General features: G+C 68.2%; 3 protein-coding genes. All 3 read left to right on the top strand.

The genetic code is table 11. The features are described 5' to 3' along the window. Positions 1-207 precede the first annotated feature (207 nt). The 3 genes from LH62_RS13415 to LH62_RS13405 all read left to right on the top strand — a co-directional run bounded on the left by LH62_RS13415 (position 208) and on the right by LH62_RS13405 (position 16,839). Positions 208-13,704 (top strand): putative Ig domain-containing protein, encoded by a 13,497-nt coding sequence (locus LH62_RS13415; RefSeq protein ID WP_043361989.1) that lies wholly within the window; start codon positions 208-210, stop codon positions 13,702-13,704. Between the two features lie 79 nt (positions 13,705-13,783). Further along, positions 13,784-15,544: a type I secretion system permease/ATPase gene (locus LH62_RS13410; RefSeq protein ID WP_043361987.1), complete on the top strand. Its 1,761-nt coding sequence runs from the start codon at positions 13,784-13,786 to the stop codon at positions 15,542-15,544. Further along, the gene (locus tag LH62_RS13405) at positions 15,541-16,839 is read left to right on the top strand and encodes an HlyD family type I secretion periplasmic adaptor subunit (RefSeq protein WP_043361984.1); all 1,299 of its coding nucleotides are present in this window, start codon (positions 15,541-15,543) and stop codon (positions 16,837-16,839) included. Before LH62_RS13410 ends, LH62_RS13405 begins: the two co-directional genes overlap by 4 nt. Positions 16,840-16,889: the final 50 nt, after the last annotated feature.

Below are 16,889 nucleotides of genomic sequence, written 5' to 3'. Positions count from 1 at the left end.
TTTTACACACTTGGCCGACTCAAGAACCAATTAGTTTATATTAAGTCCCACTTGATATTTCAGACGGCAATTTTTGATGCGATTCGAGTAAAGATCGTCAAATGCAAAGAAATCACGGTATTGCTAGTATGCAAACCATCTCGGCCGAGTACCGTCCGCACCAACAGGGCGCAACAAGGCGCATTCGTTGGCCGAGGAACGGACGTTATGGCTGGTATCAGGATCCAAGCTGAGACGGGTGCGATCACGCTTGCGTCTTCGGCTGACAGCGACAGCACTCAGGTTCGAAACGCGGGCAACCGGGAAGGCACTACCGGCCTGCCGAACGGTCTCCGTCCTGGCTACACCGGCACGGGCTATCTCGACTTCGGTAACGATGCAGGCGACCGCGTCACCTACACCTTCGAAGTCGAGACTGCAGGGCAATACACGGTCAACATCCGCTACGCTTCTTCTCCGTTCAGCGGCAACCCGCGCGCCCTTGCTTTAGCCGTCAACAGCGGCACGCCCACCAGCGTCACCTTCCCCAATACCGGCGGCAGCACCGGTGAGCTTCAGGGCTTCAATGTCTGGGGAACCCTTACCCAGACCGTGACCCTCCAGGCCGGCACCAATACCCTTTCCTTCGCCATTCCTCCCGGCGCCACTTCCGGGCCCAATCTCGATATAATCGAGATCATTTCGCCCGGCACGGCGCCCGACACCGTCGCCGATGCCGACAATAACCTCGCCTTCTCCGGACCGACGGCGCCGCTGGAGAAGGCCGCCGCCGCCTCCATCGCTCTTAACGTCGCCGGCCGCGACGACGACATCTACAAGGCCGAGATCAGCTTCGACGGCGGCACCACCCGCACCACCGTTTATCCTGATGCCCAGGGCAACTTCGTCTTCAACGGCTCCGCCCTTCCCTTCGGCACCAGCACCGCCACCCTCATCGTCACCGATATCGCCGGCAACGAGGCCAGGGCCGCGACCTCCGTCACCATCGGCGGCACGATCGGCTCTCCCTCCCCACTCATCATTCAGGCCGAAGACTTCACCATAAACGACACCACCGGCACCGGCTCGGCCCTTACGCAGGCGCGGAAGCCCGGGGCTCCGGGCACCGGCTTGACGCCCCCCCTCCGCGATGTGAACCGGGATGGTCTCTGGGACGGCTTCACCGGCTCCGGCTACATGGACATGGGCGGCAATAGCGGCGATGCCGTGAGCTTCGCCGTCAATATCCCCACCGCTGGCACCTACACCCTCGCCTTCCGCTACAGCAACGGCGGCGGCGGCGACAATGCACCGCGGCCCATGACCCTCACCGCTGGCGGCCAGACCCAGACAATCGCCTTCACCGGCACCGGCGTGGATGGCTGGGACAACTGGGCAACCGCCACCGTCACCGTCCAGCTCGCCGCAGGCCGGAACACCATCTCGCTCGCCAACACCATCGCCAACGGGCCTAATATCGACAGCGTCACCATTACTGCCCCCATTGAGCAGGAGCCGGAGAACACGGCGCCGGTTCTGGTGGGCGACGGCATCGCCGATGCGGACGCGGTGGAAGGTGTTCCCTTCAGCCTCGACCTCGCCACCCGCTTCAGCGACGCCGATGGCGAGAGCCTGAGCTTCACCGCCACGGGCCTGCCCAGCTGGCTGACGCTCGGCGCGAACGGCCTGCTGACCGGCACGCCGCCGAACGATGCCGCAGGCACTCCGCTGACGATCACGGTCACCGCCACGGACGCCGCCGGCGCCGAGGTGGACGACACCTTCCAGATAACGGTCACCGAGGCCGACGAGAACGCCCCGCCGGTGCTGGCGGCCGCCATCGCCGACCAGACCGGCCAGGTGGGCGAGGCGCTGAGCTTCACCCTGCCGGCCGGCACCTTCACCGACCCGGACAACGACGCGCTGGCCTTCACCCTCACCGGCCTGCCCCAGGGCGTCACCTACGACGCCGCGACCCGCACCCTCTCCGGCACCCCGACCGCAGCCGGCACCTACCAGCTGACCGTCACCGCCACCGACACGGCCGGCGCAACCGCCACCGACACCTTCAACCTGATCATCGAACCCGAGGAGGAAGAGCCGGAGAACGCCGCGCCGGTGCAGGCTGCCGCCATCGCCGACCAGGGCGGCAAGGTAGGCGAAGCGCTGAACTTCACCCTGCCGTCCGACGCCTTCACCGACCCGGATAACGACACGCTGACGCTGACTGTCGACACCCTGCCCGACGGGCTTGATTTCGACACCGCGACCCGCACCCTTTCCGGCACCCCGACCGCGGCCGGCACCTACCAGGTGACCGTCACCGCCACCGACACGGCCGGAGCATCCGTCAGCGGCACCTTCGACCTGATCATCGCGCCTGAGGATGAAGAGCCGGAGAACACGGCGCCGGTTCTGGTGGGCGACGGCATCGCCGATGCGGACGCGGTGGAAGGTGTTCCCTTCAGCCTCGACCTCGCCACCCGCTTCAGCGACGCCGATGGCGAGAGCCTGAGCTTCACCGCCACGGGCCTGCCCAGCTGGCTGACGCTCGGCGCGAACGGCCTGCTGACCGGCACGCCGCCGAACGATGCCGCAGGCACTCCGCTGACGATCACGGTCACCGCCACGGACGCCGCCGGCGCCGAGGTGGACGACACCTTCCAGATAATGGTCACTGAGGCCGACGAGAACGCCCCGCCGGTGCTGGCGGCCGCCATCGCCGACCAGACCGGCCAGGTGGGCGAGGCGCTGAGCTTCACCCTGCCGGCCGGCACCTTCACCGACCCGGACAACGACGCGCTGGCCTTCACCCTCACCGGCCTGCCCCAGGGCGTCACCTACGACGCCGCGACCCGCACCCTCTCCGGCACCCCGATCGCGGCCGGCACCTACCAGCTGACCGTCACCGCCACCGACACGGCCGGCGCAACCGCCACCGACACCTTCGCCCTGATCATCACCCCTGAGGGGCAGGCGCCGGCAGCGCCGGTGCGGATCGAGGCGGAGGCCTTCGAGCGTCGCACCGGCTTCACCTCCGAGGCCATCACCGGCGCCTCCGGCGGCCAGGTGATCCGTCTGCCCTCGCGCCAGAATGGCGCGACCTCGACCGACCTCGCCGATGTCGGAGTGACGGCCGGCACCTATGACGTCCGCATCGCCTATCTCGACGAGAACGACAGCAACATCGGCGCCTCGCTCTATGTCGATGGCATCAAGGTCGGCGACTGGCGCTTCGACCAGGCAACGCCGGGCAATGGCGCCCAGATCGGCAACCTGCGCGAGGTGACCTTCGCCAATGTCACGGTCGGCGCCAACTCCGTGCTCGAGTTGCGGGCCACTTCGGACAACCTCGAATTCGCCCGCATCGACTATGTCAAGCTGACCCCCAAGCCCGCATCGGAGGAGCCGGAGAACGCCGCGCCGGTGGTGGCGGACGACATCGCCGACCAAACCGGCCAGGTGGGCGAGGCGCTGAGCTTCGTCCTGCCGACCGGCACCTTCACCGACCCCGATGGCGACGCGCTGGCGTTCACCCTCACCGGCCTGCCGCAGGGCGTCACCTACGACGCCGCGACCCGCACCCTCTCCGGCACCCCGACCACGGCCGGCACCTACCAGCTGACCGTCACCGCCACCGACACGGCCGGCGCAACCGCCACCGACACCTTCGCCCTGATCATCAGCGCCGAGGAGGAAGAGCCGGCGGCGCCAATCCTGATCCAAGCTGAGTCGGGTTCGATCGCGCTGGCGACGGCGGCAGACGGCCAAAGCACGCAGGTCCGGGATCCAAGCAATCGGGAAAGCAACCCCGATCTGCCGAACGGCCTCCGCCCTGGCTTCACCGGCACGGGCTACCTCGACTTCGGCAATGACGGCGGCGATCGCGTCACCTACACCGTCCAAGTCGAAACGGCAGGCGCTTATACGCTCAGCGTGCGCTACGCCTCCGCTCCGTTCAACGGTGCTGACCGCTCCCTCGCCATCTCCGTCAACAACGGCACCCCCACCACCGTCCCCTTCCCCAGTACCGGCCCTGGCACTGGACCAGTCGCCGAACAGGGCTTCAATGTCTGGGGAACCCTCACCCAGACGGTGACCCTCCAGGCCGGCGCCAACACCATCTCCTTTGCCATCCCTGCCGGCGCAACCTCCGGCCCCAACCTTGACAGCATCGAGATCGCCCCAGTCGGGACCCCGACCGACACGACCGCCGATGCCGACAACAACCTCTTCCTCTCCGGGCCGGATGAGCCGCTCAACCAGACCGGCGCCGCCTCCATCAACTTCAACGTCGCCGGCCGCGACGCCGATATCGTCAAGACCGAGGTCAGCTTCGACGGCGGCGCCACCCGCACCACCGTTCTGCCCGACGCCGACGGCGACTTCGTCTTCAACGGCTCTGCCCTTCCCGCCGGCACCAGGACCGCGACCGTCATCGTCACCGACGCCGCTGGCAACGAGGCCGAGGCCACCACCTCCGTCATCATCGGCGGCACGACCGGCACGCCCTTCCAGCTCACCATCCAGGCCGAAACCTTCGTCATCAGCGACAACACGGGCACCGGCGCAGCTCTTACCCAGAAGCGCGAGGTCGGGAACACGGGCACCGGCTTCACGGCTCCTAGCCGCGACGTGAACGGCGATGGCCTCTGGGACGGCATCACCGGCAGCGGCTACATGGACATGGGCGGCAATGCCGGCGATGCCGTGAGCTTCGGCGTCACTGCCCCCACCGCCGGCACCTACACCCTGTCTTTCCGCTACAGCAACGGCAGCAACGACAGCGCGGCGCGACCCATGACCCTCAACGTAGGCGGCCAGACCCAGACCATCGCCTTCACCAGCACCGGCGTCGATGGCTGGGACAACTGGGCGACCGCCACCGTCACCGTTCAGCTCGCCGCGGGCCAGAACACCATCTCGCTCGCCAACAATGGCACGAGCGGACCCAATATCGACAGCGTCACCATCGCCAGCGAAGGCACTACGCCTGTCGACACGCGTGACCAGCTGACCTTCGAGCCGGTCGTCAAGATCAACTTCCAGCCGGCGCCCGGGCAGACGTCGAACGGGCTGCCCGCCGGCTATGTCACGCCGGCCGGCTATCTCGCCGATACCGGAGCGGGCTTCGGCGACCGCGGCAACGGCTTCAGCTATGGCTGGGTGACGGAGGCGAGCGTCGCCGACGGCACGGCGAACGGCACCATTGCCGCGGCGCAACCCGCGAATGCGCACTGGTACAAAGGCACCGTCGCCAACGCCTCGGACCTGCAGAAGACCTACGCGCATTTCGAGTATCCCGGCGCGCCCGCTGGCACTGCGCGGGCCTGGGAGATGGCGCTGGCTAACGGCACCTATCAGGTGAAGATGTCGATCGGCGACACGGCCGGAGCTTTCGACAGCACCTATCGCGTAAACCTCGAGGGCGTGCGGACCGGCGCGGACTGGGTACCGGCCAATCCCGGCGGCAACGGCGCGCAGACCGGCGGCGGCTTCCGCTCCACCCTCGTCACCCGCATCGTGCAGGTGACGGACGGACGGCTGACCATCGACTCGATCGGCGGCACCAACACCGAGATCCAGTATCTCGAGATCGAGCGCGTGCCTGACCTCACGCCGCAGGACACGCGCACGGCCGACCTGGACTACTCCTTCTTCGTCGCCCCCGTCGCCTCCTACCTGAACGAGCAGGTCTCCATCGCCATCGGCGAGAACGGATCGCTGCCGACAGGCATCAACCCCAACTCTGCCCTGGTGGTTGGCGTCAACGTGCAGGCGCCCGACCATCGCGGGCCGAACATCGCGCATGTGGACAACGTCAAGCTTGTCGAGACACTGACGGGCCAGCAGGTCGCGGTCACAGTTCAGATCAGCGGTGGCGCGGACAGCCTCACCATCCGCCCGACGCAGCCGCTGAAGGAGAACACCAGCTACACGCTGAAGGTCGAGGACGTGCTCGACCTCGGCGGCATCGAGAATCCGACGGCACCCCTGCACCAGATGCAGGACCTGACGACAACCTTCGTCACCGGCACCGCCCCGGTGGAGACTGCCCGCGAGGTGGCCTTCACCACCCAGACGCTCCTGGACGGCTTCGCCGATGGGGCCGGTGGCTTCACTACGGTGGAGTTCGGGCCGGACGGCAAGCTCTACGTGGCGACCATCACCGGGGAGATCTATCGCTGGGCCGTCAACTCCGACGGCTCCATCAACAACGGCTCGAAGGAAAGCCTGGTCCTCGACCACTTCAGCCAGGGTGCCGCAGGGCGGCGGGGCATCATCGGCTTCACCTTCGACCCGGAGAATCCGAACACCATCTGGGTCACGGACAACTATCCGATCCCGCGGGAGAACAAGGCGTTCGACACGCCGGAATTCTCTGGCCGCATCAGCAAGATCACGCTCGGAACCAATGGCTCCTTCACGGGCGCGACGGCCCAGGCCTATGTCACCGGCCTGCCGCGTTCTGGCGGCGACCATGTGACCAACAGCCTGGAGTTCCGTGCCAACCCGAATGCGGGCGCTGCGGGCGAGCCGGCCTACCTGCTCTACCTGTCCCAGGGTTCGAACTCCGCGGCGGGCAGCCCGGATGGCGCCTGGGGCAACCGGCCCGAGCGGTTGCTGAACGCGGCCGTGCTGGAGATCGACCCACGGCGGAGCGCGCCCTCGGGCGGCTTCGACGTGCGGACGGAGCCGGTCAGCGCTCCGACGACGACCAATCCGGCCTCGAGCTTTAACGCGAACGGTACCTATCAGGGCTTCTACAACCCCTTCGCCCCGGATGCGGTGCTCAAGATCTTCGCCACCGGCATCCGCAACGCCTATGACCTGGTCTGGCACTCGAACGGCCAGCTCTACGCGCCGACCAACGGCACGGCCTCCGGCGGCAGGACGCCGGACGATCCGGCCCAGACGGGCAGCCAGATCATCAGCAACTCGCCCAAGCAATACGACTATCTCTTCACGGTTGAGGAGGGCAAGTACTATGGCCATCCCAACCCGCTGCGCGGCACCTACGTCCTCAACGGCGGCAACCCCACTGGCGGCATCGACCCGAACGAGGTGACGGACCGGAAGGACGGCAACCCGAACACCGACGGCTATGATGTCGGCGTGCTGCCGGACGAGAATTACGACCTCGATGGCACCTACAACCTTGGCTACAACCAGTCGCCGAACGGCGCGACCGAGTACAAGGGCAATGCCTTCGGCGCCAACCTGAAGGGCGCGATCCTGATCGCGCAGTTCTCGACCGGCGACAACGTCCGCGTGATCCGCGTCGGCAGCGACGGCAAGATCGTCGGCGACGACGTGCTGCGCCGGCCGGACGGCTCCATCATCGACGACTACATCGACCCGCTCGACATCATCGAGAACCCGGTCACCGGCCAGCTCTACCTGATGACGCTGAACCGCGGGACCGGCGCCAGCCAGCTCGTGCTGCTCACCCCCGCCCCGGGCGGCGTGACGCAGGACGTGACGGCCGACGAGGGCGGCAACCTGGCCATCGCCGTGGCGAATGCCAGCAACCCGGCCGCTGTCGTCTTCCAGGTGAGCGGCCTCGACACCGACATCACCGCGCTCCGTGTCCGCATCGGCACGGGCCCGCAGCAGACGGTGACGCTGGACGCGAACAACCGCTTCACACTCGACCTCAGCACGCAGAGCGGGCCGGTTGCCGTCCAGCTCGAGGTCACGGACGACGCGCAGAACCGCGCGACGACCACCGCCACCTTCACACCGGGCGGCACTCCGGGCGGCGGCACCGGCGACCTCGTCTCGCTCGCCGTGGTCCAGGCCGAGGACGTGACGCCGAATAACGGCACATCCGTCAGTGTCTCGACCGGCGGCGCGGCGCAGATCCAGATCCGCACCACGGCCAATCCGGAGAGCGGCAACGACCTCGTCGGCGGCCTTCGCCCGGGCGCCTTCGGCCTCGACGGAAATACGGTCAATACCGATGGCGTGGCCGGCGGCTACGCCGATTACGGCGCGACGATCGGCGACCTGCTGACCTTCAACGTGAACGTCCCGGAGGACCAGGTCGGCTCGGGCCTGATCCGCGTGCGGTACGGCAATGGCGGCACGGCGGACCGTCCGCTCCAGGTGCTGGTGAACGGGGCGAGCGTCGGCACCTTCGGCTTCAGCCCCCCGCCGGGCGTGACGGGGGTGGCAGCCTGGTCCACCTGGCAGGTGATCGAGATCCCGGCGAACCTCATCGCCGGCACCAACGTCATCACCTTCCGCCAGACCACCGCGGCCGGCCCGAACATCGACCAGATCGAGGTGCTCGCGCCGCAGCCGGCGGCGCCCGGCGGCCAGACCTACGCCTATTACGAGGCGGAGGCGGCTGCGCTCTCCGGCGCTGTGGTGATCACGCAGGACCGCAACCAGGAGGGCACCGGCTTCGTCGATTTCGACGGCTCCGGCGACCAGTCCATCACCTGGACGGTGAACTCCGCGGCGGCCGGCTCCTTCGAGATCGCCTTCCGCTACGCCCTCGCCACGTCCAAGGGCGACCGGCCGCTGACGCTGACGGTGAACGGCGTCAACCTCGGCCCGCTCAGCTTCCCCGGCTTCAGCAACGCCGCCGAGGATCAGTGGCAGTTCCAGACGACGATGGTGAACCTCGTCGCCGGCGCCAACACGATCCGGCTGACGGCACCGAATGCGGTCGGGCCGAACATCGACCAGCTCCGCGTGGCAACGGGCGCGAGCTCCGGCCCCTTCGCGCCGGACTATGTCGCGGTCGAGGGCGATACGCGGATCCAGCTCGAGCAGACTGCGGATGACAGCACCCGCATCCTGAACAGCCAGAATGTCGAGTTCTACTTCACGGTGGACGAGGACGGCCTCTATGCCTTCGACCTCGCCGCCAATGCCGGGGCGCTGAACGGGCAGGGGCTGAACCTCTACCTCAACGGCGCGCTGGTCGAGAACATGGCCTTCCCCACGGCGGGAGAGCAGACGGTCTTCCTCGAGCTCGACGCCGGCACGCAGTACCAGCTCCGCGTGGTCTCGAACGCGCCGGGCGCCAACGCCATCGACTATCTCGACATCCGGCCGATGGCGGCCAACCCCAATGCCGATATCGCGGTGCAGAGCCTCGACCCGGCCTATTTCGACAACAGGCTGCACTTCAGCTACCTGGAGAACCCGAACGGCAGCGCTCCGAACCGCGACTTCAAGGAAAGCGGCACGGTCCGCATCTCCAACACCGGCACCGAGGCGCTCTCGGTGCTCGGCGCCGAGATCAACGGGCCCTTCGTTCTGGCGAACCCGGCGGTCTTCAACGGGCTGACGCTCGCGGCGGGCCAGTCGATCGACGTGACCGTGCTGTTCAACCGAGCGGCCTACACGCCGCCGACGAGCAATGTGGACGCGACCTCGACCGTCTTCGAGGGCTCCATCCGACTCATCACCAATGATGCCGACAGCCCGGTTGCGACCATCGACCTCGCCGGCTTCTGGCAGTCCCGCGACGAGGGTGGGCAGGAGCCCAATGTCAACGAGGTCTGGAAGGTCTTCGGCTTCGGCAACGTCATCGAGGGGCTGACGACCTCGGGCGGCGGCGAGAACTCGACCCTCAACGACTTCGACCTCTACCGCTCGGCCGATGCGACGGAGGTGCTCTCGCCCTATTGGCGAATCGCCGATGGCGTGACGCAGGTCAAGGTCACCCATATTGCCGCCTTCCACGGCCCTAGCGGCGCCACCTTCCAGATCCACAACCCTGGCAACAAGGGCCAGAACGTCGAGCTCTGGGACCATGGGAGCACCCAGAACCAGACCATCCTGCCGCTGGTCAGCGGCACCAACTTCGCCACAGCGTTCTTCAACGCAGCCCGCATCCCGGACAGCTGGATGGGCAACGACATATTCGGCATGTCGATCGCCGGCCTCTCCACCGATCCGCGACTGAACCCGGAGGGTGGCGGCACGCCGCCGGCCGGGACGGAGAACCTGGAACGCGGCTACACCCACCGCATCTTCCAGGCCGTGGACAAGGCCGGGAACATCATCCCGAACGTCTATCTCGGGATCATGGACTACACGGGCATCAACTACGACTACAACGACAACATGGTCGTCATCGAGGGCATCGCGCCGGTCGGCTTCGGCCAGGTGCTGAGCGTGACGGGCCTCGACGATGCGGCGGCTGACCAGCGGCTGGTCTTCACCAACATCGACACGCCGGCGAATGCCAGCCAGGCCTTCCGCAACGAGGCGGTGATCACCCTCCGCAATGACGGCTTCACGGCGCTCAACATCACCGGCATCACCGTCGCCGACACATCGGCCTTCCAGATCGTCGGCACGGTGCCGACCACGATCAATCCCGGCAGCACGGCGAATGTCACCGTGCGCTTCATCGGCACGCATGCCGGCACCACGGCCGGCGCGCAGCTCTACGAGAGCACGCTCACCATCCAGTCGAACGACTCGGTGAACGGGCCGCGCGTGATCACCCTCGCTGGCCTCGCCCAGGAATTCTCCGAAAGGGACTCGGAGCCGACCGTGGCGCAGATCGTCGATGCCTTCGGCTACGGCACCGACATGGCGCAGGGCGAGCTGGCAGGCGGCGGCGTCGTGGAGACCGTCGGCGACGAGGTGCTGCTGCCCTACATGCAGCGCCTCGACACCACCAGGCCGATCGAGGTCATCCAGCTCGCCGCCTTCCTGACCCAGGGCAACGTGGCGCGCATCGGCTTCCATGGCCTGCAATCCGCGCAGGTGACGCCGCTCTTCGCCAATGACGACCAGCAGGGCCAGACGGTGCTGCCGGATGCGCTGGTGCCGGGCGCCGGGGCGGGGGCGAATGTCGCCCGCGCCACCATCAACCAGAATGGCCCCTTCGGCCTCTACATCTCGGTCGATGGGCGGCCGACCTACTCCTCCTGGTCGGATCCGAAGATCAACAATGTCGATCCGAATATCGGCCAGCTGGTCGGCGACAACCAGGGCCACCTGATCCGCTTCTTCCAGGCCCTGGATGCGAGCGGCAAGGTGATCCCCGGCACCTATATCGGCATCCAGGATTACCCGGGCGCCGGAAACTACGACTACAACGACCATATGTTCGTCATCAAGAACGTCCAGGGCTACAGCCCGGCCGGGCGGGAGGATGCGAACAGCGATGGCGTGATCGACGCGCTACAGGCGGATGCCGACAACGACGGCACGCTGAACTTCTTCGACGTGACCGCCGGAAATCCGCCGACCGGCAACCAGACACCCTTTGGTGGGACGGCGCCGTCCTTCGTCAACAATGCGCTGACGGTGGATGCCTCCAACTACGACCAGGGCGGGCAGGGGATTGCCTTCAACGACAACGCCGGCAAGGCGGGCGGCAACGCCACCTTCCGCCCGGGCGACGGGGTGGAGACCGTCGGCGCGGAGAACGACATCGGCTACGTGCTGCCGGGCGAGTGGGTCGAGTACACCATCAACGTGCCCCAGGCCGGCACCTACCGCCTGAGCCTCAACGCCAAGACGCCGCTGGCCAATGCCACGGTCGCGGTGTCGCTCGGGCAGGCGGCGCCGCTTGCCACGGTCGCGCTGCAGGATGGCGGCACGAACTTCGGCACGGCGCCCTTCCAGGCCTCGGCGCCGGTCGACCTCACCCTGCCGGCGGGGCAGCAGACGATCCGCCTGACCTTCGGCGGCACGCCGCAGGCTGACTCACCCTACCTGCTGGACCTGCGGTCGTTCACCTTCAACTACGTGCAGGCGCCGCCGGCAGGGGGGCAGCAGTCGCCCTTCGGCGGAACGGCGGTTGCGATCGGGGCGGCGCCGGTGACGATCGGGGCGGCGCAGTTCGACCTCGGCGGCCAGGGCGTGGCCTTCAACGACACCACGCCCAACCTCGACGAGGGCGGCACCGCGGGCCGCAACGAGGGCGCCGACGTGGTCGGCAACAACCAGGCCCTCGGCTGGATCAACAACGGCGAGTGGGTCGAGTACACTGTCAACGTCCAGCAGGCCGGGCGCTACGACCTGGTCATGCGGACCGCGACCCCCGACCCGGGCCGCACCATCACCGCCAGCTTCGAGCAGGGCGGCACCGTCTACCGGACCAGCAGCGCCATCGCCCTGGCCGACACCAACAGCTACACCGTCTTCGCCGACAGCCAGGCGGCGCAGCTCGACCTCAACGCCGGCGTGCAGACGATCCGCCTGACCTTCAACGGCGGGGCCTTCGACCTGCAGTCCTTCACCCTCGACCGGGCCAACACCGCACCGGTCGCGGCGCAGCCGCTCGCCGGCCAGGCGGCAACCCAGGGGCAGGCCTTTACCTACGCCCTGCCGGCCGGGACCTTCACCGACGCGGATGGCGATGCGCTGACCTACTCGGCAACCGGACTGCCGCAGGGGCTGACCATCAGCACCGCCGGCGTCATCACCGGCACCCCCGCCGCCGCCGGCACCTACACCATCGGCGTCATCGCCTCCGACGGCACCGCCAACGCAACCGCCAACCTCGCCCTCACCGTCGCACCCTCCACACCAACACCAACCAACCAGACACCCTTCGGGGGGATACCGATTGCGGTCGGCGTCTCACCGATCTCGATCGTTGCAACGCAGTTCGACCTCGGCGGCCAGGGCGTGGCCTTCAACGACACCACGCCCAACACCGACCAGGGCGGCACCGCGGGCCGCAACGAGGGTGTCGACGTGGTCGGCAACAACCAGGCCATCGGCTGGATCACGAACGGCGAGTGGGTCGAGTACACCGTCAACGTCCAGCAGGCTGGGCGCTACAACCTGGCCTTCAATGCCGCGACGCTCGACCCGGGCCGGACCATTACCGCCAGCTCCGAGCGGAATGGCACCGTCTACGAGACCAGCAACACCGTCGCCGTGGTCGATACCAACAGCTACACCGCCTTCGCCCTCACCCAGGCGGCGCAGCTCGACCTCGAGGCCGGCGTCCAGACCGTTCGGCTGACCTTCAACGGCGGGCCGCTGGATCTGCAGTCCTTCAACTTCGCCTTCGCGCCGCCGGACGGCCAGGGTCCTTTCTCCGGCACGCCTGCCGTGATCGGAGCGGCGGCGGTGGTGATCAACGCCACCCAGTTCGACGTCGGCGGCCAGGGCGTGGCCTTCAGCGACACCACGCCCAACCTCGATGAGGGTGGTACCGCAGGCCGCAACGAGGGCGTCGATGTGGTTGGCAACAACCAAGCCATCGGCTGGGTCTCGAACAACGAGTGGGTCGAGTATACCGTCAACGTGCAGCAGGCCGGGCGCTACGCCCTCAGCTTCAGCACGGCGACGCCCGATCCCGGCCGCAGCATCTCCGCCAGCTTCACCCAGAACGGCACCATCTACGAGACCAGCGGCGCGGTCGCAGTGCCGGATACCAACAGCTACACGACCTTCGCCACCGGCCAGACGGTGCAGGTCGACCTGAATGCCGGGGTGCAGACGATCCGCCTGACCTTCAATGGCGGCCCCTTCGACCTGCAATCCTTCCGGCTTGCGCAGACCGCGGCGGCGCCGGCCACGCTACGCTCCTTCGCCGCGGAGGAAGGGTTCACCTTCGATGCCTTCGCCGCGAGGCAGGCACCGGTGACGATGCTGGCGGAGCCGCAGGGCCCCGACAGCGTCCTCGAGCTGGAGGCCACGGCGGAGACGACCGCGCTGCCGGAGGCGCCAGCGACCTTGCCGATCCTGGTGCTCGACGAGGCGGAGCCGCGCGGCTTCGAGGTGACCTGATCCAATCGGCCGGCCTGGCGCGTCCAGGCCGGCCGGCACCCTTCTCATTCCCATCGCTCCGTCCCGAGGCGCCCTCAACATGGCCAGCCCGTCTCCGATGCTGCCCGCCAGCGTGTTCCGATCCTGTCGCGGCGCCTTCCTCTGCGTCGCGCTGCTGAGCGGGGTCATCAACCTGCTGACCCTTTCGGGCTCCATCTTCATGCTCGAGGTCTACGACCGGGTCCTGCCGAGCCGCTCGATCCCGACACTGGTCGGCCTCTGCCTCGTGCTGCTGCTGCTCTACGCCTTCCAGGGCGGGTTCGACATGATCCGCGGCCGCATCCTCGCGCGGGTGGGTGCCGCGCTGGACGAGGAGCTGAGCCAGCCCGTCTTCCGCTCCAACCTGCGCGCCTCGGTCACCTCGCCGAAGGCCGGCGAAGGACAGCAGGCGATGCGGGACCTCGACCAGCTCCGCGCCTTCCTCGCCGGCAGCGGCCCGGGTGCGCTGTTCGACCTGCCATGGATGCCGCTCTACCTCGCCGTCTGCTTCGGCTTCCATTTTTGGATCGGGATGGTGGCGCTGGCCGGCGCGCTGCTGCTGGTGACCTTCACCCTGCTGACCGAGCTACTGACCCGCAGCGCCACGCGCGAGGCGGTGAAGGCGGCAGGCCTTCGCAACACCATCGCCGAAGGCGCGCGGCGCAATGCCGAGGCGGTGCAGGCGCTCGGCATGGCCAGGCGGCTCGCGCGGCGCTGGGGCCTGGCGAACGGCCTCTACCTGCGGCACCAGCAGCGCACCTCGGATGTCGCCGGCGGCTTCGGCGCCGTCTCCAAGGTGCTGCGGATGCTGCTGCAATCGGCGGTGCTGGCGGTCGGCGCCTATCTGGTGATCGCGGGCGAGGTGAGCGGCGGCGTCATGATCGCCGCCTCCATCCTCACCTCGCGCGCCCTGGCGCCGGTCGAGCTGGCCATCGCCAACTGGAAGGGCTTCGCCACCGCCCGGCAGGGCGCGCGTCGCCTTTCGGCGCTGCTGCAGGCCACGACGCCGCAGGGCGATCCGATGGCCTTGCCGGCTCCGCGCAAGTCCCTGGTGGTCGAGCAGGCGAGCAGCGGCGCGCCGGGCACCCAGCGGCCGCTGATCCACGAGGTCGCCTTCCAGCTTCCCGCCGGCAGCGGCCTCGGCGTCATCGGGCCGAGCGCCTCCGGCAAGTCCTCGCTGGCCCGCATGCTGGTCGGGGTCTGGCCGGCCTGGCGGGGGAAGGTGCGGCTGGACGGGGCGGCACTGGGACATTGGCTGCCGGAGGATCTCGGCCGGCACATCGGCTACCTGCCCCAGGATGTGGAGCTGTTCGCCGGCACCGTCGCGCAGAACATTGCCCGCTTCGAGGAGGAGGCCGATCCGGGCGCGATCATCGCCGCCGCCACCGCGGCCGATGTCCATGAGATGATCCTGCGCCTGCCCGAAGGCTACGACACGCAGATCGGCGAAGCCGGTGCCGCGCTTTCGGGCGGGCAGCGCCAGCGCATCGGCCTGGCCCGCGCGCTTTACGGCGATCCCTTCCTAGTGGTGCTGGACGAGCCGAACTCCAATCTCGACACCGAGGGCGAGCAGGCCCTTACCCAGGCGATCCTCGGCGTGCGTGCGAGGGGCGGGATCGTCATCGTCATCGCCCACCGGCCGAGCGCGCTCGCCGGCGTCAACCTCGTCATGGTCCTGAACGAGGGGCGGGTGCAGGGCATCGGGCCGCGGGACGAGGTGCTGAGCAAGGTGCTGCGTCCGGTGCCGGTCGGGCCGGAAACCAGGCCCGCGGCAGCCGTCTCCCTCGTCAGGCCGGCCGTCAGTGCAGGAGCAGCATCATGATCCTCCGTCCCGTCTCAGAGGCGCGCCGCTCGATTCGTCGCCACGGCCGCGTCGCTCTCGCCTCCGGCGTCCTGCTGGTGGGCGGCCTGGGCGGCTGGTCGGTCGCCACGGAGATCTCCGGCGCGGTGGCGGCACCCGGCAGCGTCGTCGTCGAAAGCAATGCGAAGAAGGTGCAGCACCCGACCGGCGGCGTGATCGGCCAAATCCTGGCGCGGGATGGCGACCGCGTGCGGGCCGGCGATGTGGTGATCCGGCTCGACGAGACGGTGGCACGGGCGAATGTCGCCATGCTGACGAAGGGCCTCGGCGAGTTGGCGGCACGGCAGGCGCGGCTCGAGGCGGAGCGTGACGGGCGGGAGGCGATGGTCCCCCTGCCGGATGAGTTCGGCCCGGAGGCCTATGCCCAGTGGCGGAGCGAGGCGCGGCTCTTCGAGAACCGGCGCCAGTCGCGCGAGGGGCAGAAGGCGCAGCTGCGCGAGCGCATCTCCCAGCTCGACGAGCAGATCGCCGGCCTCCGCCTGCAGGGCGCGGCGAAGGCCGATGAGATCAGGCTCATCCAGGAGGAGCTCCATGCCGTCGAGCATCTCTGGCGTCAGAACCTGGTGGCCATGAACCGGGTGACGCTGCTGCGCCGCGAGGAGACGCGGCTGCGCGGGGAGCATGGGCAGATCCTTTCCGGCATGGCCCAGGCCAGGGGGCGGGTCAGCGAGACGCAGCTGCAGATCCTGCAGATCGACCAGGATCTCCGCAGCGAGACGGGGAAGGAGCTGCGCGAAGTCGAGGCCCGCATCGCCGAAATGGTCGAGCGAAAGGTCGCCGCGGAGGACCAGCTGCGCCGCATCGACATCCGGGCCCCGCAGGACGGCATCGTCTACCAGTCCGCAGTGCACACCGTCGGTGGCGTGATCGCACCGGGCGAGCAGCTGATGCTGATCATGCCCGAGGCCGACGCCCTGACCGTCGAGGTCAAGGTGGCGCCGCAGGACATCGACCAGCTCCTGCCAGGGCAGGATACCATGCTGCGCCTTTCCGCCCTCAACCAGCGGACCACGCCGGAACTGCGCGGCCAGGTCCGGCTCATCGCCGCCGATCTCATAACCGACCAGCGCTCCGGATTGCAGTACTACCCCGTGCGGATCGCCATCGCCGAGGGCGAGGAGGAACGGCTGGGCGCCGCGAGGCTGGTGCCCGGCATGCCGGTCGAGAGCTTCATCCGCACCGGTGACCGGACGGTGCTGTCCTACCTGACCAAGCCCGTCTCGGACTACTTCACCCGAGCCTTCCGGGAGGAGTGAGGAAGCGCCGCATCGACTGCGGCGAAAGAACCAAGGCCTGCGGGATCGCC

The sequence above is a fragment of the Belnapia sp. F-4-1 genome (assembly GCF_000802185.1).
In the GTDB taxonomy this organism is placed as follows: Bacteria; Pseudomonadota; Alphaproteobacteria; order Acetobacterales; family Acetobacteraceae; genus Belnapia.
Note: the sequence above shows the minus strand (reverse complement) of the source record. Positions and strands in the feature narration are given on the sequence as shown.